Annotated in this window: 24 protein-coding genes; 22 read left to right on the forward strand and 2 right to left on the reverse strand. The window is 45.0% G+C overall.

Features of this window, described 5'->3' with window-relative positions; all coding sequences use genetic code 11:
• Nucleotides 1-16: 16 nt before the first annotated feature.
• The 7 genes from ARB69_RS12860 to ARB69_RS12890 all read left to right on the forward strand — a co-directional run bounded on the left by ARB69_RS12860 (nucleotide 17) and on the right by ARB69_RS12890 (nucleotide 8,294).
• Complete coding sequence (locus ARB69_RS12860) at nucleotides 17-1,687, forward strand: formate--tetrahydrofolate ligase (RefSeq protein ID WP_055153454.1); 1,671 nt, start codon at nucleotides 17-19, stop codon at nucleotides 1,685-1,687.
• Nucleotides 1,688-1,698: 11 nt separating this feature from the next.
• A complete protein-coding gene (gene folD, locus ARB69_RS12865; protein ID WP_055153456.1) occupies nucleotides 1,699-2,538 on the forward strand; it encodes a bifunctional methylenetetrahydrofolate dehydrogenase/methenyltetrahydrofolate cyclohydrolase FolD in 840 nt (279 codons plus the stop codon).
• A gap of 11 nt (nucleotides 2,539-2,549) precedes the next feature.
• Entirely contained in the window at nucleotides 2,550-4,013 is a 1,464-nt protein-coding gene (locus ARB69_RS12870) for a chitobiase/beta-hexosaminidase C-terminal domain-containing protein (RefSeq protein WP_055153457.1), read from the forward strand.
• A 168-nt stretch (nucleotides 4,014-4,181) separates the two neighbouring features.
• Nucleotides 4,182-5,363 (forward strand): iron-containing alcohol dehydrogenase, encoded by a 1,182-nt coding sequence (locus ARB69_RS12875; RefSeq protein ID WP_055153459.1) that lies wholly within the window; start codon nucleotides 4,182-4,184, stop codon nucleotides 5,361-5,363.
• Between the two features lie 211 nt (nucleotides 5,364-5,574).
• Nucleotides 5,575-6,465 (forward strand): sulfide/dihydroorotate dehydrogenase-like FAD/NAD-binding protein, encoded by an 891-nt coding sequence (locus ARB69_RS12880; protein ID WP_055153461.1) that lies wholly within the window; start codon nucleotides 5,575-5,577, stop codon nucleotides 6,463-6,465.
• Nucleotides 6,465-7,850, forward strand: coding sequence for an NADPH-dependent glutamate synthase (gene gltA, locus ARB69_RS12885; RefSeq protein ID WP_055153463.1), 1,386 nt, complete (start codon nucleotides 6,465-6,467; stop codon nucleotides 7,848-7,850). The genes ARB69_RS12880 and gltA overlap by 1 nt, the downstream gene beginning before the upstream one ends.
• Before the next feature lie 30 nt (nucleotides 7,851-7,880).
• On the forward strand, nucleotides 7,881-8,294 hold the full coding sequence (locus ARB69_RS12890) for a C-GCAxxG-C-C family protein (protein ID WP_055153465.1): 414 nt from the start codon (nucleotides 7,881-7,883) through the stop codon (nucleotides 8,292-8,294).
• Between the two features lie 284 nt (nucleotides 8,295-8,578).
• On the opposite strand, the gene ARB69_RS12895 is transcribed toward ARB69_RS12890, so the two are convergent.
• Nucleotides 8,579-9,931 carry a dicarboxylate/amino acid:cation symporter gene (locus ARB69_RS12895; RefSeq protein ID WP_055153467.1) on the reverse strand — a complete coding sequence of 451 codons (1,353 nt, stop codon included), beginning with the start codon at nucleotides 9,929-9,931 and terminating at the stop codon, nucleotides 8,579-8,581.
• Nucleotides 9,932-10,315: 384 nt separating this feature from the next.
• On the opposite strand from ARB69_RS12895, the gene ARB69_RS27705 reads away from it, so the two are divergent.
• The 7 genes from ARB69_RS27705 (at nucleotide 10,316) to ARB69_RS12930 (ending at nucleotide 17,810) form a co-directional block, all read left to right on the forward strand.
• Nucleotides 10,316-11,830 carry a YjjG family noncanonical pyrimidine nucleotidase gene (locus ARB69_RS27705; RefSeq protein ID WP_242857590.1) on the forward strand — a complete coding sequence of 505 codons (1,515 nt, stop codon included), beginning with the start codon at nucleotides 10,316-10,318 and terminating at the stop codon, nucleotides 11,828-11,830.
• A gap of 17 nt (nucleotides 11,831-11,847) precedes the next feature.
• Nucleotides 11,848-13,026 (forward strand): PucR family transcriptional regulator, encoded by a 1,179-nt coding sequence (locus ARB69_RS12905; RefSeq protein WP_055153469.1) that lies wholly within the window; start codon nucleotides 11,848-11,850, stop codon nucleotides 13,024-13,026.
• A gap of 161 nt (nucleotides 13,027-13,187) precedes the next feature.
• Entirely contained in the window at nucleotides 13,188-13,499 is a 312-nt protein-coding gene (locus tag ARB69_RS28275) for a reverse transcriptase domain-containing protein (protein WP_055153471.1), read from the forward strand.
• Between the two features lie 199 nt (nucleotides 13,500-13,698).
• Nucleotides 13,699-14,913, forward strand: coding sequence for a M20 family metallo-hydrolase (locus tag ARB69_RS12915; RefSeq protein ID WP_055153473.1), 1,215 nt, complete (start codon nucleotides 13,699-13,701; stop codon nucleotides 14,911-14,913).
• Complete coding sequence (locus ARB69_RS12920) at nucleotides 14,910-16,181, forward strand: dihydroorotase (RefSeq protein WP_055153475.1); 1,272 nt, start codon at nucleotides 14,910-14,912, stop codon at nucleotides 16,179-16,181. The genes ARB69_RS12915 and ARB69_RS12920 overlap by 4 nt, the downstream gene beginning before the upstream one ends.
• A 15-nt stretch (nucleotides 16,182-16,196) precedes the next feature.
• Complete coding sequence (locus ARB69_RS12925) at nucleotides 16,197-16,907, forward strand: dihydroorotate dehydrogenase electron transfer subunit (protein WP_055153477.1); 711 nt, start codon at nucleotides 16,197-16,199, stop codon at nucleotides 16,905-16,907.
• Complete coding sequence (locus ARB69_RS12930) at nucleotides 16,908-17,810, forward strand: dihydroorotate dehydrogenase (RefSeq protein WP_055153479.1); 903 nt, start codon at nucleotides 16,908-16,910, stop codon at nucleotides 17,808-17,810. It begins immediately after the preceding gene.
• A gap of 845 nt (nucleotides 17,811-18,655) precedes the next feature.
• Here the strand turns inward: ARB69_RS12930 and ARB69_RS12940 are convergent.
• Complete coding sequence (locus ARB69_RS12940; protein ID WP_025657395.1) at nucleotides 18,656-19,084, reverse strand: ferritin-like domain-containing protein; 429 nt, start codon at nucleotides 19,082-19,084, stop codon at nucleotides 18,656-18,658.
• Between the two features lie 384 nt (nucleotides 19,085-19,468).
• Between ARB69_RS12940 and rsmH the strand changes: the two genes are divergently transcribed.
• From rsmH to ARB69_RS12980, 8 genes are all read left to right on the forward strand, one after another.
• On the forward strand, nucleotides 19,469-20,518 hold the full coding sequence (gene rsmH, locus ARB69_RS12945; RefSeq protein WP_055153483.1) for a 16S rRNA (cytosine(1402)-N(4))-methyltransferase RsmH: 1,050 nt from the start codon (nucleotides 19,469-19,471) through the stop codon (nucleotides 20,516-20,518).
• Nucleotides 20,519-20,587: 69 nt separating this feature from the next.
• On the forward strand, nucleotides 20,588-21,067 hold the full coding sequence (gene rlmH, locus ARB69_RS12950; protein WP_055153485.1) for a 23S rRNA (pseudouridine(1915)-N(3))-methyltransferase RlmH: 480 nt from the start codon (nucleotides 20,588-20,590) through the stop codon (nucleotides 21,065-21,067).
• A 217-nt stretch (nucleotides 21,068-21,284) separates the two neighbouring features.
• On the forward strand, nucleotides 21,285-21,413 hold the full coding sequence (locus ARB69_RS28280) for a DUF3791 domain-containing protein (RefSeq protein ID WP_278313009.1): 129 nt from the start codon (nucleotides 21,285-21,287) through the stop codon (nucleotides 21,411-21,413).
• Entirely contained in the window at nucleotides 21,410-21,889 is a 480-nt protein-coding gene (locus ARB69_RS12960) for a DUF3990 domain-containing protein (RefSeq protein ID WP_055153487.1), read from the forward strand. Before ARB69_RS28280 ends, ARB69_RS12960 begins: the two co-directional genes overlap by 4 nt.
• A 7-nt stretch (nucleotides 21,890-21,896) precedes the next feature.
• On the forward strand, nucleotides 21,897-22,118 hold the full coding sequence (locus tag ARB69_RS12965; RefSeq protein ID WP_070102421.1) for a hypothetical protein: 222 nt from the start codon (nucleotides 21,897-21,899) through the stop codon (nucleotides 22,116-22,118).
• Between the two features lie 146 nt (nucleotides 22,119-22,264).
• Complete coding sequence (locus tag ARB69_RS12970; protein ID WP_055153489.1) at nucleotides 22,265-22,459, forward strand: hypothetical protein; 195 nt, start codon at nucleotides 22,265-22,267, stop codon at nucleotides 22,457-22,459.
• A gap of 166 nt (nucleotides 22,460-22,625) precedes the next feature.
• Nucleotides 22,626-23,330 carry a transglycosylase domain-containing protein gene (locus ARB69_RS12975; protein ID WP_055153491.1) on the forward strand — a complete coding sequence of 235 codons (705 nt, stop codon included), beginning with the start codon at nucleotides 22,626-22,628 and terminating at the stop codon, nucleotides 23,328-23,330.
• Nucleotides 23,331-23,380: 50 nt separating this feature from the next.
• Nucleotides 23,381-24,436, forward strand: a complete 1,056-nt coding sequence (locus tag ARB69_RS12980; RefSeq protein WP_055153493.1) for an endonuclease/exonuclease/phosphatase family protein — start codon at nucleotides 23,381-23,383, stop codon at nucleotides 24,434-24,436.
• The last annotated feature ends 19 nt before the right edge of the window (nucleotides 24,437-24,455 follow it).

Raw genomic sequence — 24,455 nt, forward strand, 5'->3', positions numbered from 1 at the left:
TCCAGGAGGGAATCAAATGAAAACAGATATTCAGATTGCGCAGGAGGCAGAGATGCTGCACATAAGGGATGTGGCGGCAAGCATTGGAATTAAAGAAGATGATCTTGAATTCTACGGCAAATATAAAGCAAAACTTTCCGAGGATCTGTGGGATAAGGTCAAGGACCGCAAGGATGGGAAATTGGTTCTTGTAACGGCAATCAATCCGACCCCGGCGGGGGAAGGGAAAACCACCACCACAGTAGGTCTTGGCCAGGCAATGGCCAAGCTGAATAAAAAAGCGCTGATTGCCCTGCGGGAGCCGTCTCTCGGCCCCTGCTTCGGAATCAAAGGCGGCGCAGCCGGAGGCGGATATGCCCAGGTGGTTCCGATGGAAGATCTGAACCTTCATTTTACAGGTGATTTTCATGCAATCACCTCTGCAAACAATCTGCTGGCGGCAATGCTGGACAATCATATCCAGCAGGGAAACGCGCTGGGAATCGATCCCCGGCAGGTGGTCTGGAAACGCTGCCTGGATATGAACGACAGGGTGCTGCGCAATACGGTCGTGGGGCTGGGCAGTAAAATGGACGGAATGGTGAGGGAAGACCATTTTGTTATAACCGTAGCCTCAGAGATCATGGCCATACTGTGTCTGGCAGATGATCTGGCGGATTTGAGAAGGAGACTCGGCCGAATTATCGTGGCCTACAATTTTGATGGAGATCCGGTTACGGCAGACGATCTGCAGGCCACAGGAGCGATGACCGCTCTTTTAAAGGATGCGGTCAAACCGAATATTATTCAGACGCTGGAACATACACCTGCGCTGATACACGGCGGGCCCTTCGCGAACATTGCCCATGGCTGCAACAGTGTCCGTGCCACCAAGATGGCGCTTAAGATCAGCGATATTACGATTACCGAGGCAGGATTCGGTGCGGATCTGGGCGCAGAAAAGTTCCTGGATATCAAATGCCGCAAGGCAGGACTAAAACCGGATGCCGTAGTTTTAGTTGCAACAGTGCGCGCTTTGAAGTATAATGGGGGAGTTGCAAAAAGCGATTTGGGCGAAGAGAACCTGGAAGCGCTTGCAAAAGGGATTGTCAATCTGGAAAAACATATAGAGAATATCCAGAAATATGACATACCTGTTATTGTAACATTGAATTCTTTTGTGACAGATACAGCGGCGGAAAATGAATACATCCGCACATTCTGTGAGGAGCGCGGCTGTGAATTTGCACTTTCAGAAGTGTGGGAAAAGGGCGGAGCCGGCGGTATCATGCTGGCGGAAAAGGTACTTGAGACCCTGGAGAATAAGGAAAGCCATTACCATCCGCTATATCCGGACGAACTGTCACTGAAGGAAAAAATAGAGACCATAGCAAAAGAAATATACGGAGCGCGCGGTGTAGTCTACGAACCTGTGGCCGAGAAGCAGCTGGCTAAGATCGAGGCGATGGGCTTCGGAACCTTCCCCGTCTGTATGGCCAAGAATCAATATTCGTTGTCTGACGACGCGAAAAAACTCGGACGGCCGGAGAACTTCGATATCCACATCCGGGAGGTATATGTCAGTGCCGGCGCAGGATTTGTAGTCGCGCTGACGGGCGCAGTTATGACGATGCCGGGGCTTCCTAAAGTCCCCGCTGCTAATCATATAGATGTTACTGAAGATGGTAAGATTACCGGGCTCTTCTAAAGGAGGATGGAATGGCACAGATAATTGACGGAAAGCTGATTTCAGCTCAGATAAAGGACGAATTAAAGGAAGAAGTACAGAAAATAAAGGAAATGGGGGGCAATATCTGCCTGGCGGTTGTACAGGTGGGGGATGATCCGGCCTCCTCTGTGTATGTCAATAATAAGAAAAAGGCCTGCGCGTATATCGGGATAGAATCCCGGGCGTTTGAACTGCCTGAGACTACGACGGAGGCGGAACTTGTATCTCTCGTGGAGACATTGAATGCGGACAGCGGTGTCAATGGAATTCTGGTGCAGCTGCCTCTGCCTTCCCACATTAATGAAGATCTGGTTATCCGGACAATCTCACCGGATAAGGATGTAGACGGCTTCCATCCGCAAAGCGTGGGACGCCTCTGGATCGGGGAAAAAGGATTTTTATCCTGTACGCCAGCCGGCATTATCCAGCTTCTGAAGCGCTCCGGTATCGGGATAGAAGGAAAAGAATGTGTTGTGATCGGAAGAAGCAATATTGTAGGAAAGCCCATGGCGGCGCTGCTTCTTAGGGAAAACGGGACGGTAACCGTAACGCATTCCCGCACGAAAAATCTGAAAGAAGTTGCCCGGCGTGCGGATATACTGATCGTTGCAATCGGGAAAAAGCAGTTTATTAATTCAGAATATGTAAAAGAGGGTGCAGTCGTCATTGATGTGGGGATGCACCGCGATGAGAATAACAAACTTTGTGGAGATGTGGATTTTACGGATGTGGCTGATAAAGTGTCTGCAATTACGCCCGTACCGGGCGGGGTAGGTCCTATGACAATTGCCATGCTGATGAACAACTGTGTGGAAACTGCGCGCAGCTAGGAGGAAATAAGATGAGATGTACACATTGTGGTGCCATGATTCCGGACGATATGCTTTACTGCCCGAAATGCCATATGGAAGTTCAGATTGTACCAGATTATAATCCTCTGGAAGATGTCCTCGCTCAGGAAGTGAAGGGTTCTATCGAAGACGCCACAAGACAGATTAGGACAGACGATATCCGAAGATACCGCCGTGACGGAACAAGAGAGTACAGTAATTCGACAAGAGTACTGAACCAGGGAGAACTGGATGAGATACGCGCCCGGAGAAATGCGGCAGCGAGACAGGGGCGGCAGCCCGGCAGAGTAGCATCGGGTTCTTCGCGTCAGCCAGGAGCCGATTCCAGGTATCAGACGGGCCGCACTTCCACAGGTTCCGTGCGTCAGGGCAGCCGGTCCTCTACCGGCCCCATGCGCCAGACAGGCAGAAATACAGGTCCTATGCGTCAGACTGGAAGAATGGCAACCGGATCCATGCGCCAGAGTACAGGCTCCATGCGGCAGGAAAGAAATGAGGCTGAAGAAAGACGGCGCCAGCAGATTGCCCGCAAAAAAAGACTTGCGAAAAAAAGGCGGCAGAGAACGCTCATCATCGTGCTTGTCCTGCTGATTCTGGCGGGCGTGCTTGGATTTGTTTTTTATCAGAACTCCTATACCGGACAAATCCGCAAAGGAAATCAGGCACTTGTTACCAATGATTATACGCAGGCGGAAAACTATTTTAATAAGGCGATCTCAAAAAACGATAAGAGAGCAGAGGCCTATACTGGCCTTTCTAAGGTATACAGCCAGCAGGACGACCTGGAAGGGGCGGAAGCGGTCTTTATGACTGCCATAAGCGCCCAGCCCTCCAATGTGGAACTGTATCAAGCAGCCATAGACTTTTACGTGGAGACTAAGCAGCTGCTAAAAATATCGGAACTGCTGGATGGCTGCGAGGATGACAACGTTCTTCTCGGCGTAAAGTCCTACGTGTCCGAAGAGCCGGAATTCAGCCTGGAAGAGGGTACCTATCCGGAGGTACAGGAAGTATCCTTAAGCTCCGCAGGTGAAGCTATCTATTATACTACGGATGGTTCCGAACCGGATACCTCCAGCACGAAATATCAGGATCCGATTCTCCTGGAAGAGGGGACGACTACGATAAAGGCAATCTCCGTCAATAAGAAAAAGATTCCGAGTCTTACAGCTTCAAGAGTATACAACGTGGACATTCCGGTAGAAGATGCACCCGCAGTAACCCCGTCCACAGGCCAGTATGATACGGCAACACAGATAACAATCAATGTGCCGGAGGGGTATACTGCATATTATACAATGGACGGAACGGATCCCAGCGCTGCTTCCGCCAAATATGAAGGCCCTATTGATATGCCGGAAGGGCAGACGATGTTCTGCGCGGTTCTTGTCAGCAAAAGCGGCAAAACCACACAGATTACAAAGAGAAATTATGTATTGGAACTGCCTGAATAAGTAAAGAATAACGCCGCTGCAATTGTGTATATTTTTGACATAATTGCAGCGATATTTTTGTGCAACTTTTAACATGATTTTACCTGTATTTGGGTTGCGTTAAAACTTTAACAGTGTTATAATTAGCATGTTAAAAAAATGACGTACTTATAAAGGAGATGCAATAAAATGAGCAGATTCACATTACCAAGAGACATTTATCACGGAAAAGGCTGTCTGGAAGAACTGAAAAACCTGAAAGGGAAAAAGGCAATTCTCGTCGTGGGAGGCGGTTCCATGAAACGTCAGGGCTTCCTTGACAGAGCAGTCGGATACCTGAAAGATGCAGGCATGGAAGTAGAGCTTTTTGAAGGGGTTGAGCCGGATCCGTCTGTTGAAACGGTTATGAAGGGCGCCGAGGCGATGCGTGCGTTTGAGCCGGACTGGATTGTTGCGATGGGCGGTGGCTCCCCGATAGATGCAGCCAAGGCAATGTGGGCTTTCTATGAATACCCTGAGGTGACTTTCGAAGACTTATGTATTCCGTTTAACTTCCCTGAATTAAGACAGAAGGCAAAGTTTGCAGCAATCCCGTCTACATCAGGAACCGCAACGGAAGTAACGGCGTTCTCCGTTATCACAAATTATCAGACAGGCGTAAAATATCCGCTGGCTGACTTCAATATCACACCGGATGTTGCAATCGTAGATTCCGAACTGGTAGAGGGACTTCCCGCAAAACAGGTTGCATATACAGGGATGGATGCACTTACCCATGCGATCGAAGCATATGTTTCTACTTTAAACTGTGCATTTACAGATCCACTGGCAATTCAGGCAATTGAGATGGTATTTGATTACCTGCCGGCTTCCTACAGAGGCAACATGGATGCCAGAGAGCAGATGCATACGGCACAGTGCCTGGCAGGAATGGCATTTTCAAATGCATTGCTTGGTATCGTACACTCAATGGCTCATAAAACAGGTGCTGCTTTTTCAACAGGACATATTACACACGGATGCGCAAATGCAATGTACCTTCCATATGTAATTAAGTACAATGCAAAAGATCCTGTTGCCGCAAAACGTTATGCCGAAATCGCGCGCAGGACAGGACTTCAGGGGACTTCCGAAAAGGCTCTGATCAACAGCCTTTGTGAAAAGATTGACGATTTCAATGTTCAGCTGAACATTCCAAAGACCCTGAAAGAATTCGGTATTAAAGAAGAGGAATTCAAAGAAAAAATTGCACATATTTCCGAACTGGCCGTAGGTGATGCCTGCACAGGTTCTAATCCGAGAAGCATTACTCCTGCAGAGATGGAAAGATTATTTAACTGCATTTACTATGGAACAGAAGTTGATTTTTAATTGAATGGTTCCCTGGTACTTATGGATGGAGGCAGGCACGAGAATGTGTCTGCCCCATTTTTATGAAAGGGAAAAGTTACTGTGCACGCCCGTAGGGTGTGAACAGTAACAGGAAAAACAGAACATGTTCTGTTTTTTGAAAGAACACTTGCCAATCCTTTATTTATAGCGTATTATAAGGAAAGGGTGATTTTTTACAAGGAGGAATAAGATGTACAAGATATTAAAAGCAGAAAAACTGGCTGATAAGATTTATCTTATGGATGTACATGCACCGCGTGTTGCCAGCCACTGCCAGCCAGGACAGTTTGTGATTGTTAAGATGGATGATAAGGGTGAGAGAATTCCGCTTACAATCTGCGACTATGACAGAGCGGCGGGAACGATTACAATTGTATTCCAGGAAGTGGGTGCGTCCACAACGAAGATGGCGTACTTAAAAGAGGGAGACAGTTTCCGGGATTTTGTCGGTCCGCTCGGATGCCCGTCCGAGTTTATTCTTGAAGATATCGAAGCACTGAAGAATAAAAAGATATTATTTGTAGCCGGAGGTGTGGGTGCGGCGCCCGTTTACCCACAGGTAAAGTGGCTGCATGAGCGCGGCATTGAAGCCGATGTTATCGTAGGTTCCAAGACGAAGGACATGCTGATTCTTGAAGAAGAGCTTGCGTCTGTAGCAGGCTGTCTCTATGTTACAACGGACGACGGTTCTTATGGACGTTCCGGCATGGTTACGGCCGTTATCGAGGACCTGGTGCAGAACGAGGGAAAACAGTACGATGTTTGCGTGGCAATCGGACCGATGATCATGATGAAGTTCGTATGTCTGCTTACTAAGAAACTGGATTTGCCGACAATTGTCAGCATGAACCCGATTATGGTAGACGGAACCGGAATGTGCGGCGCATGCCGCCTTCAGGTAGGCGATGAGATCAAGTTTGCCTGCGTTGACGGCCCGGAATTCGACGGACATCTTGTAGACTTCGACCAGGCAATGAAGAGGAGCCAGATGTATAAGACAGAAGAAGGCCGTGCGATGCTGAAAGTACAAGAAGGAGACACTCATCATGGTGGATGCGGAAACTGCGGAGGTGACAACTAATGGCTGATGTATTAAAGAAAGTGCCTGTAAGAGAGCAGGACCCGAAAGTACGTGCAACGAATTTTGAAGAAGTCTGCCTTGGATATAACCGGGAAGAGGCTATGGAGGAGGCAAACAGATGCCTTGGATGTAAAGTGGCCAAATGTATCGACGGCTGCCCGGTAGCAATCGATATTCCAGGTTTTATTAAAAAAGTAAAAGAAGGCAATATAGAAGAAGCCTATAAAGTAATCGGAAAAGCATCCGCACTTCCGGCTATCTGCGGACGTGTATGTCCTCAGGAATCACAATGCGAAGGGAAATGTATCCGCGGAATCAAGGGAGAGCCTGTTTCGATCGGTAAACTTGAGAGATTTGTAGCGGATTATGCGCTGGAACATGATATCAAACCGGAGTGTCCCGAGACGAAGAACGGACATAAAGTGGCAGTCATCGGTTCTGGACCTTCAGGGCTTACCTGCGCCGGAGACCTGGCAAAGATGGGATATGACGTAACTGTTTTTGAAGCGCTGCATGAACTCGGCGGCGTACTTGTATATGGAATTCCTGAATTCCGTCTTCCAAAACAAAAGGTGGTTGCGAAAGAGATCGAAAAAGTTAAAGAGTTAGGTGTCAAATTCGAGCCTAATGTCGTAATCGGTAAATCAACAACCATAGACCAGCTCGTGGAAGAAGAAGGCTTTGAAGCCGTATTTATCGGCTCAGGCGCTGGTCTTCCAATGTTCATGGGAATTCCGGGAGAGAATGCAAACGGGGTCTTCTCAGCCAATGAATATCTGACAAGAAGCAACCTGATGAAGGCATTTGATGACAATTACGATACTCCGATTGTTGCAGGGAAAAAAGTGGCTGTAGTTGGCGGCGGTAATGTTGCCATGGATGCGGCAAGAACTGCATTAAGGCTTGGTGCCGAGGTACATATTGTTTACAGACGAAGCGAAGCAGAGCTTCCGGCCAGAGTAGAAGAGGTTCACCATGCAAAAGAAGAGGGTGTTATTTTTGACCTTCTTACCAATCCAAAGGAAATCCTCGTGGACGATAACGGATACGTAAAGGGAATGAAGGTGATCAAAATGGAGCTGGGCGAGCCGGATGCATCCGGAAGAAGACGCCCGGTAGAGATTCCAGGCTCCGAGTATGAGATCGAACTGGATACGGTCGTTATGTCACTCGGTACCTCTCCGAATCCGTTGATTTCTTCTACAACAAAAGGCCTTGAAGTGAACAGAAGAAAATGTATCGTAGCGGAAGAAGAAAACGGACAGACATCCAAAGAGGGGGTTTATGCAGGCGGAGATGCTGTAACGGGTGCTGCCACAGTGATCCTTGCAATGGGCGCTGGAAAAGCAGGTGCAAAAGGCATTGATGAATATCTGAACAAATAAAGAAGCTGATTTTACACAGGAGGAACTGCTATGACCAGAAAAGAAACCGCACTGGAATATCATAAAAAAGGTTATAATTGCTGTCAGGCCGTAGCCTGCGCATTCTGCCGGGATTTCGGCATATCGGAAGAGGAGATGTTTCGGATTTCAGAAGGATTCGGATTTGGCATGGGTATGATGGAAGTGTGCGGTGCCGTGTCCGGCATGACTATGATACTAGGGCTGCAGAACAGTGTAGGAAGCCTTGAAAAAGGGAAATCTACAAAAGCGGACACCTATAAGAAAGTAAAGGAGTGCGCAGCAAAATTCCGTGAGAAGAACCAGTCTATCATCTGCCGTGAATTAAAAGGAATCGGCTCCGACAGGCCTATTTGCAGCTGTGATCAATGCATTGAAGATGCGGTGGAATTGACAGAAGCGTATCTGGCCGCTAATCCTATGTAAGAAATAGCAGTAGTGCTAGACAATTAAAAAAGGGCTGTTGCAAAAGTAGATGAATAAACTACTGGAGCAACAGCTCTCTTTTAATATCCGAAAACAGAAAACGGATCCCAAAGAACCCGTAATCATTGGTATAAATAATTATGACGTGTAATTCAAAATACCATAAAAGAAACGGCGTGCAAACGCGATATTAACTTTATGTGGTTGCTGGCAGGAATAAAAGTTCCTGATCACAGCACCATATTGACAAAGAAATTTTTTTAACTTTAGAGTACAATAAGGATCTATTTAACTTGGCTGTTGTAAACATTCTCGTTGAGCATTCCCTCAGATTTAGCAACATAGATACATGTACAGGAATCTCCGACTACGTTCAGGGATGTACATAACATCTCGATTGGTCTGTTAATCGCCAGGATCAGGCTGTATGCCAGGAGCGCGGTATCGGATGTGAATCCGAATCCGGAAAGGATGGTGAACAGAATGACCGCACCTGCTCCAGGAGCTGCAGGTGTTCCTGCGGAACATAACAGTGCCAATACAGCGATCATAATCAGTGTAGGGATGGTTACCTGCTGTCCTGAACATCCTGCGACGAACAGAGTAGCGATAACCTGCATGATAGCCGTTCCGTTCATGTTGATGGTCATACCAAGTGGAAGTACGAAGGAAGCTATCTTCTCATCTACTCCAAGTTCCTGAGAGGTTGTTTCCAAGTTCAGTGGAAGTGCAGCCGCGCTTGAGGAAGTGGAGAAACCGAACATAGCAACTTTTGAAATCTTCTTAACAAATGGCATCGGGTTCAGCTTTGTACCGAAACGGATGATCAGCGCGTAACCTAGGAAGAGATAGATGAGCAGAAGGATTACTGTTGTTATAACATAAACCAGCGCCGGACGCAGATAGTCGATACCATATGTAGCAAAGGTTCTGGAAATCAGAACAAAGATTGCGAAAGGACCGATTTTTGTTACTATAAAGTTCAGAAAGACAACAATGATATTATTGAGTTCTGTGAACAGCTTTTTCAAAGTACTGGATTTCTCTTCTCCGACGACATTCATACACAATCCGAGGCAGACTGCCAGGAATACGACAGCAAGCACTGCGGTATTGTTGCTGAATACAGCCGTAACGTTGGACGGAACTACATTCAAAATGACGAGCAGAGGGTTTGATGATGTAGAACCTTCGGAAGCAGTAAGACCAGAAATGTTTGCATTAAATAATCCGTTTGAGTAGAGCAACATACCTACGATGCCTGCTAGCAGCAGTGCAAAGAAGGAGCACAGCAGGAACCATGCGATTGTCTTAAAAGAAATACGTCCCAGTGTCCTGGCATCAGAAATAGTACCAATCGCCAGAGCGATGGATGTAAACACCATTGGAACGATTACCAGCTGCAGGGAACGGATGAACATCTGACCGATGATGTAGAACAAACCAATCGCGCTGTTCGCGCCTTCCGCAGTAATATCCTGGAACAGGATGTTGTTGATGGTACTCCAGACAGCTTCATTTCCGGAACTATTCAATGTCTCTCTAAGCCACATGAAGCAGAAGCCGACCACGATACCAAGTATCAAAGCGATGACCATTTTTCCTGCCAGAGAATTTGTGGATTTTTGCTTTTTCATGATAGTATGAAAACCTCCTTGTTAAGAATGTGACGTTTTTGCAAAAACGAAGAGGCGGCAGAACATGTGTGACCTATTTTTTGTACCCATAGCACACCGCCATTTTTATTAACTATATTAACGGATAGGAAAAGAACTTACAATCCTTAAGTAGGATAAGAAATTATAGAAAATTTTGTCTTATTTAACAAAGTTTTTATAAATTTTTAAATTCATAATAAGATATAAGGAGTCAGAGGTTTCAAGATGGCGTTAAAATCAGAAAATTATATTGACAGATTGAAAATAGTAGTGTATTATAATTATTTCTTCCTGGGATATAAAGGACGGGAATGAAGGAAAATGATTAAGAAATGATGAGTCAGGCAATTGGGAGGTAGTAAGATGTACAGCAGCATGAAATCAATCGGATTCTCGACGTATTTTAATGATGTGGTGAACTATTTTTATGAGGATGAAAGACTAGTGGCGCAGTTCGGGAAGAAACTGGGGTTTGATGTGAACGAAGATGTCTTTCTGGGAGTGGCCTTTCTCTATCCTTCCACAGAACAAGGGACTTTTGAGGAAAAGGAACGTTTAAAAGAGCATCTTATCGGTATGAAGGCATTGCCTTCTGTTAATAAAGCAATCAGCGGGAACCAGTTCTTCTACGTGGATAACGGAGTGTCGACGTTCCTGGTAGGGCATACTAAGGATGAGATCACGGAGATACTCCCCGCTTTTAAGAAGGAGGCGGTCGACCGTCTGGATACATTTGAGACAGACAAGAAGATCCGAGTGGGGATTGGACTGCCGGAGAAGGGTATCGCGGGAATTAAGCGTACCTACACTTATGCAATGAAAGCGGTGAAGGCAGGAGAAATCTTTAAAAAGGAGAGAGTGCTCCTGGATTACATGGGAATGGAGATTTACAGTTCTATCAATGCCATGGTCACCAACTATGGAAAGCAGATTACAGATATCGTGTTCGGACAGCTTACAAAGACAGAGATTCATGTGCTGGCAAAATACTACAAATGCAAAGAAGATATCGATATGACGGCGAAGGTCTTGGATATCCCGTCAGATTTGGTCAGAGAGTATCTGGCAAATGTGAAAAAATCTACAGGTCTAGACGTGCATGATACAGAAGACAGTTTCAAGTTGCACTTGCTGATGATAGCGAAAAAGGTAGTCGACACGAATCAGAAGATCGATGAGATAAAAGCGGCGAATAATTATGAATATCTCCTGATGGATATTGACGATACGTTGCTGGACTTCCAGGCAAATGAGAGAGAGTCCTTCCTTCATGTTCTGGAAGGATATGGCTATGAGGAGCCGGAAAAATATCTTCCGGTGTATAAGAAGATCAATGACAGACTCTGGAAAGAATATGAACAGGGCGATATCGAGAGGAGCCAAGTCCTCAATACAAGATTTTCCCTGACAATGCAGGAATTTGGCGTAGAAGTTAATGGAGAAGAATGGGAGCAGAAATACCGTTCTTACTTGAATGAAGGCACACAGATGATAAAGGACGCGGAAGAGGTCTGCCAGTGGCTTAAAGGCAGATACCGCCTGTTCATTATCAGCAACGGAGTGTCAGCTACGCAGAGAAAGCGTTTAAAGGCTTCCGGGCTGGATAAATATTTTGAAGACGTCTTTGTCTCTGAGGAAGTGGGAGCCCAGAAGCCTTCGAAAGAGTTCTTTGAATATGTGGAGAAACATATTCCAGATTTCGATGAGAAGAAAGCACTTATTGTTGGAGATTCCTACAGTTCAGATATCAAAGGCGGACTCAATTATGGCATCGATACATGTTGGTTTATCAGAGGTGATGTGCAGGAAACAGAACAGGATGAGAAGAGCACATATAGGATTAGCGGCTTAAAGCAGCTAAAAGATATATTGGGATAGTACAGGAGCTTACACAGATGGCAAAACTTAGGGATTTACTACAGTTTCGTTCGCTGAAAAATCTGGAACTGGTCACAGGGACGGACTGCTTGGATGTCAATGTGGGAACCGTGACTGTGATGGAGGTACCCGACGTTATACAATGGCTAAGAGGAGAGGACTTTCTGATAACAAGTCTCTATTCCATCGGAGATGACGAGGAAAAGCAGTGCTGCCTTCTCTATGATCTGATGGAGACCCGTAGTGCCTGTCTCGCGGTAAAGACCGGGAAGTATGCGCACAGGATATCCGACAAGATGATCAGTATCGCAAATAAGAATCATTTTCCACTGCTCCGGATTCCTTACGAGATGACATATATTGACATCATTATGGATGCTATGAATGTCATCATGATAGAGAGCAACCGTAAGGAGATGCTGGGGAAGTATATATCTGATATCATTTTTCATCCCTCATCTAATGAAAGGATGCTCCAGGAAGAAGGGCGTCTTCTGAAAGTGGACATTGAAAAAGACTGCTTTCAGTCGCTGATACTGGAATTTGACACGGACGACGCACAGGAGGGCAATGTCTCCCGTATGATCCGATTCGCTGTAGACAGACTGGCAAATTTTACAGAGAGCCTATCCAAAGAATTATTCTGCGGGAGTTTCAAATTGGAGAAAGGGATGCTTTTATTTCTGTATAGCAGGGAGGAAGCAATTCTGGAACAATACCTGCCCTTTGTTCTGACAGAGATGCGTGTGATACTGGACAGCCTTTCTATTCCCTGTGACTGGAAAGTCGGGATTGGAACGGCGAGGAAAAACGCAGTGGGAATCCGCCGTTCCTATGAAGAGGCAGTACAGGCGATGGAGCTGGGAAAAATACTCGAGCCATTGAAAAAGACCTATCAGTTCAAGGATTTGGAGCTCTACAGCAGTCTGAGGGAGATTCTGCAGCACAAGCAGGAGAGTCTGTTTTCCAGTATACTGGGGAAATTAAAGAATCAGGAGCTGGTAGATACCCTTATTATCTATTTTGAATGCAACGGGAATATGGACGAGACGGCGAGCTGTATGTATACGCATAAGAATACGATAAAATACAGGCTCAATAAGATTAAGGAGCTAACCGGGCTGGATGTAAAAAAACAGGAGGACAATTTCAAACTGTATTTTATGGTGCTGGAGAAAAAGCTCTGCGGCAGATAAAGGAAGTTCTGGGTAAAATTGTATATAATAAAGAAAGCGGGAAGGCAGGTGATAAAACTTCCCGTTTTTTTATTGTGCGCCATGGCCGCAAATATCGGCGAAGGGCCGTGATTAGTCCAGTCCTGGCAAACATGTTTCTACACTATGTCTTTGATATGTAGATGAAAAGGAATTTCCCACGGGCGCCGTTTGAAAGATACGCAGATGATGGAGTGGTTCATTGCAGTACCAAAGAAGAAGCCCTGTATATAAAGGAGAAGCTTGCGAAAAGATTTGAAAAATGTAAGCTGGAGCTGCACCCTGTCAAAACAAGAATTGTATACTGCAAAGATAAGGATAGGACAAGGGATGAAGAACTGACAGAGTTTGATTTTCTTGGATATACCTTTAAAGCGGTCTACATTCCTCTTACTTACTTGACTGAGAGGTCGGCTAATCGATCAATGATTAGCCTCCTACTCGATATAAGCTAGTCAGAATGATATTCCTATTGCACAAAAAGCCCTGCGATTTAGGCGTTTTTTTAGTGTTTTGTCTAAATAAACAAAAAAGGAATATGTTTTTTGCGTCTGTGAACATAGCATTGCATAAGCTTCAGAAATATACTGTTTTCATACAAACAAATACTTTTGCACGAACGCTTATGAAATGGTAAAGTAGGAGGACAATAAGATGGTACATAGTCGGGAAGATTTGCAATACTGTGAAGGGCTTTTCAGAAGATTCTACGCTATCGGTGCGACTGTGGACGGAGGGGTCACCCGTCTTGGTTATACGGAAAAAGAGGATGAGATGCACAACGAGCTCATCGCTGCAGGTTACGAGCTGGGATATTTTGACATAGCGGATGAGGTTGGAAATACCTTTATCTGCAATAGCGAGGAGAACAGCTATTATCTGATCGGCTCCCATCTGGACTCAGTTGTAGAGGGAGGCAGATACGACGGAGTTGCCGGAGTCATTGCCGGGATGATGGTTCTTCGCTGGGCAAAAGAGGATGGGCTGAATGTGCCAATTCGTGTGGGTGCATTCCGGTGTGAGGAGTCTAGCAATTTCGGGTGTTGTACGATTGGGAGCGGGCTTATCACCAAGGAAGTTTACAAGCAGGATATTGAGGGGCTTGTAGCCAAAGACGGCAAACTGCTGGGAGATATTTTCGAGGAGAGAGGGCTGAACATACGTCCAAAGAAGATTGAAGGGATCCGTGAGTATCTGGAGCTGCACATTGAACAGGGAAAAGTTCTGGAGGAGTGCAATACAGAGCTCGGTATCGTTAGCACCATCGCAGGTCCAATCCGCTATAATCTCTATTTCCACGGAATGGCTGAACATTCAGGAACAACACCGATGATGATGAGAAATGACGCGCTGTGTGCGGCGTCAGAGGTCATCCTTGAGGTGGAGCGTCTGGGGCAGAGGGAGTCTATGTATCAATCCGTAGCGACGGTTGGTGTGCTTTATAATAAGCCCAATGCTATGAATGTGATTCCGGGAGAGGTGCAGATGGGAATCGATATTAGAGGAATTGATACAGCAAGTCTTGACAGAATTGAGAGAGGCGTGTTAGATTCTGCGAGAAACATATGCAGAAAGCGTAATCTTCAGCTTATCGAGGAGAAGCTGAGCAGTATCCCGCCTATCGAGATGACAAAGGATTTGGAGATGAAACTGGAGAAGGCGGCGCGGTCTTTGAACATCTCCAACCGTGTCATGGTGAGCGGTGCCGGACATGATGCGATGTCATTCGCGACCATGTGTGATACAGCGATGCTCTTCATCCCATGCGACAAGGGAATCAGCCACAACAAGATGGAATTTGCCACGATTAATGACATCTGCAGCGGAGCAAGGGTAATCTACGAACATATCAGGAGGGAAAATCAATGATTTTAATTAAAGACGGACGAGTCATTGACACCAAGAGCGGAATGGATGAAACATTAGATATCATCATCGAAGACGGCAAAATCAAAGGAATCGGAAAGTACAAGAGGAGCAACGATTACGAGCGTGTCATAGAGGCGGAAGGGAAAATCGTAGCCCCGGGTCTGATTGACGTACATGTGCATTTCCGTGATCCAGGTCTGACCTACAAGGAAGATATCGAGAGCGGCGCACGCGCAGCAGCGGCCGGCGGATATACGACCGTCATCTGCATGGCGAACACCAAACCGGTGGTAGATAACCCGGAGACACTTTCCTATGTGCTGGAGAAGGGTAAAGAGACTGGAATCAATGTGCTGTCTGTTTCTACTGTGACAAAGGGCATGCAGGGACAGGAACTGACAGACTTTGAAGAAATGAAACAGGCGGGGGCCGCAGGACTGAGCGACGACGGTATCGCCATCAAGAACAGCCGCCTGATGTATGAAGCGCTGAAAAAGGCAAAAGAAGTGGACATGCCGGTGAGCCTTCACGAGGAGGATCCGGATTATGTATACCAGGCAGGCATCAATAAGGGATCTGTGTCAGAGACACTGGGAATCGGAGGCGCTACGGCTCTGGCAGAAGAGCTTATGGTGGCGAGAGACTGTATACTGGCGCTTAATACAAAAGCGAGAATCAATATCCAGCATATCAGTTCCAAGGTATCTGTAGAGTTTATCAGACTGGCACAGAAGCTTGGCGCGGATGTCTGGGCGGAGGCGACCCCGCAGCATTTCTCCCTCACACAGGACGCAGCGCTGGAGAAGAAGACATATGCGAAAGTCAATCCACCGCTTCGTACCGAGGAAGACCGCTACGGCATCATAGAAGGCTTAAAAGACGGTACTATTAAGATAATCGCTACAGACCATGCGCCACATTCCACAGAGGAAAAAGAACGTCCAATCGATAAGGCTCCAAGCGGATTTATCGGACTGGAGACAGCGCTTGCTTTAGGCGTAACCAATCTGGTGCGTACAGGCAGCCTTACCATGGAATACCTGCTGAAGAAGATGAGCTTAAATCCGGCGAGACTCTATGGTCTGGATGCAGGCTATATCGCTGAGGGCGCGCAGGCGGACTTAGTGATATTTGATGAATTTGAAAAGTGGAAAGTGGAGAAGTTCCATTCGAAATCCAGCAACTCTCCGTTTATTGGCGAGGAGCTGTATGGCAAAGTGAAGTACACAATCTGCGAAGGTAAGATTGTGTATGAAGATAAAAAATAAACAAGGAGGCCGGTTATGGGAACAATACGGAGAAATGAAAAGGTGTCAGATGATTTTTATCTGATACAGGTAGAGGAAAAGAACCAGGCGAAGGCAGGACAGTTTTACATGCTGCGCGGCTGGGAGGAGTATCCGGTACTGTCCAGACCTATCAGTGTGTTTGACTCAGACTGGGAAACAGTATCCTTCCTGTACAAAATAGTAGGAAAAGGAACGGAGCTTATCCGCAGACTGGAGCCGGGCAAGGAATTGAAGATTCAGGGACCTTACGGCAACGGATTCCCCACAGACGGGAAAGGAAAGATTGCGATGGTAGGCGGCGGCGGCGGTATTGCACCGCTCTATTACACAGCAAAGAAATATAAAGAGGCGGGATTATGCAGCCAGGTTGATATTTACCTGGGATTCAGCGGACAGGCGATGCTGGAAGAGGAATATAAAAGCGTTGCGGACAATGTGATCATCGATGTGGGCGGCTTTATCACGGATTCCATCAATCCTCTGGACTATGATGTGATCCTGACATGCGGCCCGGAGATCATGATGAAAGTCTTATATGAGAAATGTAAAAAGATAGACGCTACCGCTCCTCTGTATGTTTCCATGGAGAAACGTATGGCATGCGGCATTGGAATGTGTAAGGTCTGTACCTGCAAGACGAAGAGTGGAAACAAGACGGCTTGCAAGGATGGCCCGGTATTTTTAGGAAGTGAGGTGTTTGCTTAGATGAGCAGATTAAAAACAAAATTTGCAGGGGTTACATTTAAGAATCCGGTAGTACTTGCTTCCGGTACATGCGGGTTTGGCAGAGAACTTGCGGAGCAGTTTGATATTGAAAAACTGGGGGGACTTTCTTCAAAGGGGATGATCGTCCATCCTCATGGCGGAAATGACGGAATCCGTATCTGGGAGACTCCCAGCGGAATCATGAACAGTGTAGGTTTGGAAAACCCAGGAATAGAAGCGTTCATCGAAAAGGATTTGGATTGGATCAACGGAAAAGATGTTGTAAATGTTGTAAATATGGGCGGACATTCAAAAGAAGATTATTTCCGCGGAGTAGAGCGCTTAAATGACGTGAAACTGGATATCCTGGAACTGAACATCTCCTGCCCGAACGTAAAAGAGGGTGGTATGAATTTCGGCGTGAAGATAGAAGCGGCACGGGAACTGGTACGGGAAGTGCGCAAGATCAGCAAACACAAACTGGTCGTGAAGCTGTCCCCAAATGCGGAAGATATCGTATCTCTGGCAAAAATGTGTGAGGGGGAAGGCGTGGACGGCGTATCCCTTGTAAATACATTCCTTGCTATGGCAATCGATATCAAGAAAAAAGCCTGCGTGTTCAACAACGGATATGCGGGGCTGTCTGGTCCGGCAATCAAACCGATCGCACTGCGGATGGTACATCAGGTATGCAAAGCAGTAGATATTCCGGTCATGGGTCTGGGCGGAATATCTACATGGCAGGATGCCATTGAGTTTATCATGGCAGGTGCTCAGATTATCCAGGTGGGAACGGCGACATTTATGAAGCCGGATATCTCTCTGGACATCATCGCCGGCATGGAGAAATATATGGAAGACAATCATCTGAAATCACTGGATGAGATTCGCGGTATTATATAGAATATTCACAGTGACCCTCTGAAGAGCTGTGGCGGAACCTCCCTCTCCCCCTCCAGAATATGTGCAGAAATAAAAGTGTCGTTTGTAACAGATGGGAAATTGTGATATGATAGATAAGAAAAGTGTCGCAAAATTATGAAATTAGATAATTGAGCGATGCCCTCGCTCTAGTTATAGAAAAATCAGGAGAACCCCCTTTCATTTGTGGATAATCCCCTGATTTTTTGCGTACTTTAATAAGCCTGTTTATTTTTCTTTTAGGTGGATTCTTTCACCGGAAATGTCCAGACATTATTCCGATCCTGAAAAACTGGGGTATACCAGTCGTAGATGGTTTGACGTTCCAGGAAACGCCGGAACAGTTCCAGGTATTTCTGGTTTCGGTTCTTGTGTGTCCCTCTTCCATGGCAAAAACAGTATGCTGTCTTTTGCAGAGTCCTTCCAAAAAACGGCAGATTTCCGGCAGATCCTATGTCCATGTTGTTTCGGTTACTTGAAAGCTTTGCATGTATTCCTGATTCAGGAGAGACAGCCTCCTATATTTTCTGGAACATGTTCGTTTCCCATTTTCCTACGGATTTTTCCAGATAAACGTATATTTGTTCACACAGGCCTCCAGCTATCTCCCATCAATAAAAACCGTCTCTTTCGACAGTTCGCCCCCGTTCTCCAATTGTTTTACCATCTGCCAGCAACCACCTAAAGCTAATATTGCGTTTGCAGGCCGGTTCAAATTCTCCAATTCGTGGCTCAACAGTCGGACAGAGTTATGATCAGGAACCAAACCTTCCAAATTTAATGGCAAAACCAGTTGATAAGATTCGCCGAATTCGCAGCTTAACTAGCTATCCACAGTATTCGTCGTACAGTGACTCATAGATCTGAATGTGGAGCTCCTCATCCATGATGATCCTCTCCAGACATCTTACAATATTCTCATCCTGGATCTTAGCACACTGAGAACGGTATTTCTGAACGGCCTGGCGTTCATGGTTGACTGCGTTGATAAGCAGAGGCTTGATATCCATAGGGTAATTATTAAACCCGGGTGACCAATAAAACATCTGATTGCCTCTGTAAGTCCAGAGTCTGGGATTCTCTCCCATCATTCTTGCCAGTTGTCCGAATATCTCAAGGTGGTGCATCTCCACAATACTGATTTTGTGAAAGACATAGGATAGGCGTTCATCCTCCACCAACAGCAGGTTGTTGTAAATATACAGGCTGACAGCGGTCATCTCTGAATTCTGTCCGCCTACGTTATCCAGCATCATTCTTCCATAGAGGCGGTTTACACCATCCACACAGACCGGAGGATAGGGGGCGTCGGCTGCAAAAAGTTCTTTTTTCTGGCAGGTATCCGGTTTAATGGCATCGTTATTTCTCCCATTATCACAGTTATTCATATAGTATTTACTCCTTTACTTGAAGGTACTGACAGAACAATCTATGTATGAAGTAAAGAAAATATGTTTTTTCCAGGCAGCTCGAGCATCATGGGAGTTTCCTATTAAAAAAGATTGCCGTCATATCTTTCCTGATATATAATAAAAACATATTTGTCCATGTTTTTAAATAGATACACAGTTTTTTAGTAAGTGGTTTTTATATAGACTGAAATTTCTCTGAAAACCACTTTTGATGAAAGGGTAAAGAGAATGGAAAACCAGGAACAGCAACACAAAAGGCGTCCCAGATATATGGGGACGCACCCTAGGAATTATAAAGAAAAATACAAAGAACTCCACCCGGAAAAGTATGCGTCTATTGTTGAGAAGGTCATACAGAAAGGAAGTACGCCCGCCGGAATGTTTATTTCGATCTGCGTAAATGAGATCCTTGATTTTCTACAGATCCAGCCTGGCCAGAAGGGACTGGATGCCACATTGGGCTATGGCGGACATACACTGGAAATGTTGAAATGCCTGGAACATGAGGGGCATATTTATGCCTTGGATGTGGATCCTATCGAATCAGTGAAAACAAAAGAACGCCTTGCAGGTATGGGATACGGACCAGAGATTCTGACTGTGGAGCTTCTAAATTTTGCGGACATAGACCAGATAGCTAAGGAGGCCGGACAGTTTGATTTTGTGCTGGCTGATCTTGGCGTATCTTCTATGCAGATTGACAATCCAGACAGAGGCTTCTCGTACAAAACAAACGGGCCTCTGGATTTAAGAATGAATCCCGAAAAGGGGATCTCAGCGGCGCAGAGGCTGCGCACCATGGAACCGGAAGAACTTGAGGGCATGTTGATTGAGAATTCGGACGAACCCTATGCAGGAGAGATTTCCAGAGCGGTTACAGCTGAACTGAAATCGGGAAATAAAATCGAAACGACCGGGCAGCTGCGGAACGTAATTGACAAAGCACTGAATTTCCTCCCTGCCGCTGAGAAAAAGGAGGCCGTTAAAAAATCCTGCCAGAGAACCTTCCAGGCACTGCGCATTGATATTAATAACGAGTTTGAAGTGCTCTACCAGTTTTTAGAAAAACTTCCCAATATCCTTGCACCAGACGGAAGAGTAGCTATATTGACGTTTCATTCAGGCGAAGACAGGCTGGTAAAGAAATCATTTAAGCAGTTGTTTCAAGAGGGGCTCTACAGCAGCTATTCCAAGGATGTGATTCGGCCTTCGGCAGAAGAATGCGCCAGAAACAGCAGGGCCCGGTCTGCAAAAATGAGATGGGCCGTAAAAGCCTAACAGGGTATCTGCAGTCTGAGAACAGATTAGCCCCATGACGATACAAATAAAATTGAAGGAATAAAAGATATGAAAGTTACTGTTTTAACGGTAGGTAAAATCAAAGAAAAATATCTGAAAGATGGAATCGCAGAATACAGTAAGCGTCTGAGTAAATACTGTAAATTGAATATCATAGAGGTTGCCGATGAAAAAACGCCGGATCAGGCAGGCGAGGCGGTCGAAACAAGTATCCGTGAGAAGGAAGGGGAACGGCTTCTAAAGCATCTCAAAGAGGATGCCTTTGTCATGACTCTTGAGATCCAGGGAAATCAGATCACTTCAGAAGAGCTGGCCAATAAGATCGAAAAACTGGGCGTCACCGGTACCAGCCATATCATTTTCGTGATTGGAGGTTCTATCGGTTTAAGCTCTTCTATATTGGCGCGATCTGATTTTGCCCTGAGCTTTTCTAAAATGACCTTTCCGCATCAGCTAATGCGGTTGATACTGCTGGAACAGGTTTATCGCAGTTACCGTATTATCCAGGGGGAGCCATATCACAAGTAAATGAGGTTTTTAACCCGTTATCATGTATTCAGAAGGTTTCAAATGAAAAAGGATTGTGTCTATACAGTGGAAAGGGTATAATATGAATAATAAGAAAACACATAGATTAGAAATGGAAGTGGTTTATATGTGTACAAAAAAAGAATTAGAATTTAGTATTTTTGTTATATATCATTTATCTGCAAGCTGGAAGAAATCTCCTGCAGAAGTTTAAAGAATATTAAATTGTACAAGTATTTTGGATGATTATATTATCAAATGTTATGATACGCTTCATACCTTAGGTGCGAATTATCTTGTAGAAGACATTACAGATTTTGTCAAAGAAAAGGGAGTACAGATATGATTGTCTCTCATGGAACGACTATCAGAATTCAGAAACCAGACATAACTTATTCTAAAAAGTATTTGGATTTTGGGAAAGGATTTTATGTAACCACCTATCAAAAACAGGCTGAAAAATGGGCATTAAGAAAAGGCTTACGTCAAGGAAAAACTGCTATTGTAAATATATATGAGATGTCACAAGATATAAATGATTTTAAAGTGTTGTCTCTCGAAGGCGAAAATGAAAGATGGCTTGATTTTGTCTGTGCCTGCCGGAAAGGTGAAATGATATATCAGGATTATGATATTATTATTGGAAATGTTGCGGATGACGATGTTTTCAAAACAGTAGATATGTATTTCAGAGGAATTTGGAACAAAGAACAGGCACTGAAAGAATTACACTATTACAAAATGAATAATCAAATATGTCTGGTAAGTCAAGAGGCTTTGAATGAACTGTTAATCTATCAAGAATCTTATAATGTGGAGTGAAATCATAATGGATAAAGAAAACTTAAATTTTTTGTATAAACAAAATTTAGAAAAAAACATTATAGGTTATTTGTCGGAAAAGAAAAAAATTGATTTAAGAAAAGCAATGGATATTTATTATAAAAGTAAACTTTCGGAACAGATTTCGAATGGAATTCTGGGTATAGAGAATATGGATTATAAATATCTTGCTGAAGATTTAATGGAGAACGAGAGAGAATTATTTTAGACAAACCTCACTTGCGTACGTTATGGAGAACCGTATCACAAGTAAAATGAGGTTTTTACTAATATTGGATAATTAAATATAAAAGATATTGTATAGTATATAAAGTTCCTCAATTATAATTTTTAATATGTTTGAGGAACTTTTAGTTGAAACAGAATAAAGAGTATGACAATAACGGAAGACTTGTTTACAAATGCTTTTGGAATGGCATAGCGATGGCGGAGGAAGATTATATCAGTTCTCTAAATGAAATATATGATAAAACGAAAGCAACAGAGGGATATGATAGAGATGCTTTTTATAGCGCCGAAGAATTACTTGCGGTGCTAGAAAGTAATTAGTATGCATAGTAGTGTTACAAAAGCTTCCTTAACCATATGGAGGGCAAGCCGCGGAATAAGGGGTGTTAGATTTTAAGAAATTTTTAAGAGTATTATTAGGTTAATATTATCTTCCTCTGATATAATTTCAATAGATACAGATAAGCGTACGAAAGAGAGGACAAATATGAAATTTATCAGACGGCTGCTGGCATTGATTCTCCTGTGTCTTCTGTGTGTGGGAGGATATTTTGGATATAAGGGTTATGTAAAATACGAAGATGCTTTAGAGAATATGAGCATAGACCAGAAAGCAGAAGAAATCAAAGCATCACCATCGTACACACCGCTGAAAGAACTGCCGGATATCTATTTGAACGCGGTTGTGGCCGTAGAAGATAAACGTTTTTATAAACATCCGGGGATTGACGCCATTGCGATTGGCCGGGCCATCAAGAATAACATCCATGCCCGTCAACTGATTGAAGGCGGCAGCACGATCACACAGCAGCTTGCCAAAAATATGTATTTCACCCAGGAGAGAAGCCTGATCAGGAAAGTGGCGGAGGGCTTCATGTCAATTGCATTGGAACGAAAATTCAGTAAAGATGAGATATTGGAACTGTATGTAAACAGCATTTATTTTGGAGACGATTATTACTGCGTAGCGGATGCGAGCATGGGATATTTTGGTAAAGCGCCGCAGGATATGAATGATTATGAGTGCACCTTGCTGGCTGGGATTCCAAATGCCCCCTCCGCCTATGCACCTACGGTAAACCCGGAACTTGCCCGGCTGCGCCAGAAAAAGGTACTGGATTCCATGGTTGAAGAAAAATATCTGACCCGCGAAGAGGCGGACGCGATCGTGTCTGCTGCAGCAGGCAGCTAAGGACACCAGACAAAAGAAAATCCTTTTTGGGGGTAAGGAGACCAGAATATATGAAAAAGAAAAAAGAACTAAAAACAGTTGGCATCATTCTGCTGGCATTCATTATTGTAGCAGCTGCAATCTTGGGGTACTATACGATCCGTGAATATCGGCCGGATGCCGTGGAGACGATAGAACCGGGAGACGGAACCGCTGAATTGGGGACTGGAGAGATGTTTACAGTTCTGACCTATAATACCGGATATGCCGGGCTGAGTAAAGATGAGGATTTCTTTATGGACGGGGGCAGTAAGGTGCAGCCGGATAGCAAAGAGCTAGTGGAAAACAACCTGAGCGGAATCGCATCCATTTTGAAAGAGCAGGATGCGGATATTTATTTTCTCCAGGAAGTGGACCGGGATTCCAAGAGGTCTTACCATATTGACGAACAGGATTACTATGAGCAGGAACTGGGGCTGCCCGGAATGTTTGCATGCAATTTTAAGGTTGACTACGTTCCATACCCGCTGCCTCCAATCGGAAAGGTTACGAGCGGGCTTGTCACCATGACTGGTCTGCATGTAAGCGATTCCTCGCGCATTGCTCTTCCGGAGTCGTTTTCATGGCCGGTTAAGACCTGCAATCTGAAGCGCTGCATGCTGGAAACCAGAATTCCGCTCAAAAATACGGATAAAGAGCTTGTGCTGATTAACTTCCATCTGGAAGCCTATGACAGCGGGGAAGGAAAGATAGCACAGAGCAAAATTCTCGCTGAAAAGTTACAGTCAGAATATGAAAAAGGAAATTATGTCATTGCCGGAGGTGATTTTAACCAGACCTTCGAGGGCATGGCTACATATCCTATCCATAATAAAGACAGCTGGGTACCCGGGATTGTGGGGAAGGAAGAGATACCAGCGGGATTTTCCTACGCAGTGTCCGATAATGCGCCGACCTGCAGGCTTCTGAATGAGCCTTACAGCGGGAATTATGAGGAATCACAGGTGTATGTGCTGGATGGGTTTATCGTATCAGATAATATAAATGTGGAACAGGTAGAAAATATAGATATACAATTTGAATACACGGATCATCAGCCGGTTAGAGGGTGTTTTGAAATGAAATAAATGTGGCGGGGGTGGGGGC

It is taken from the genome of Faecalicatena contorta, from assembly GCF_001404335.1.
In the GTDB taxonomy this organism is placed as follows: Bacteria; Bacillota; Clostridia; order Lachnospirales; family Lachnospiraceae; genus Faecalicatena; species Faecalicatena contortus_B.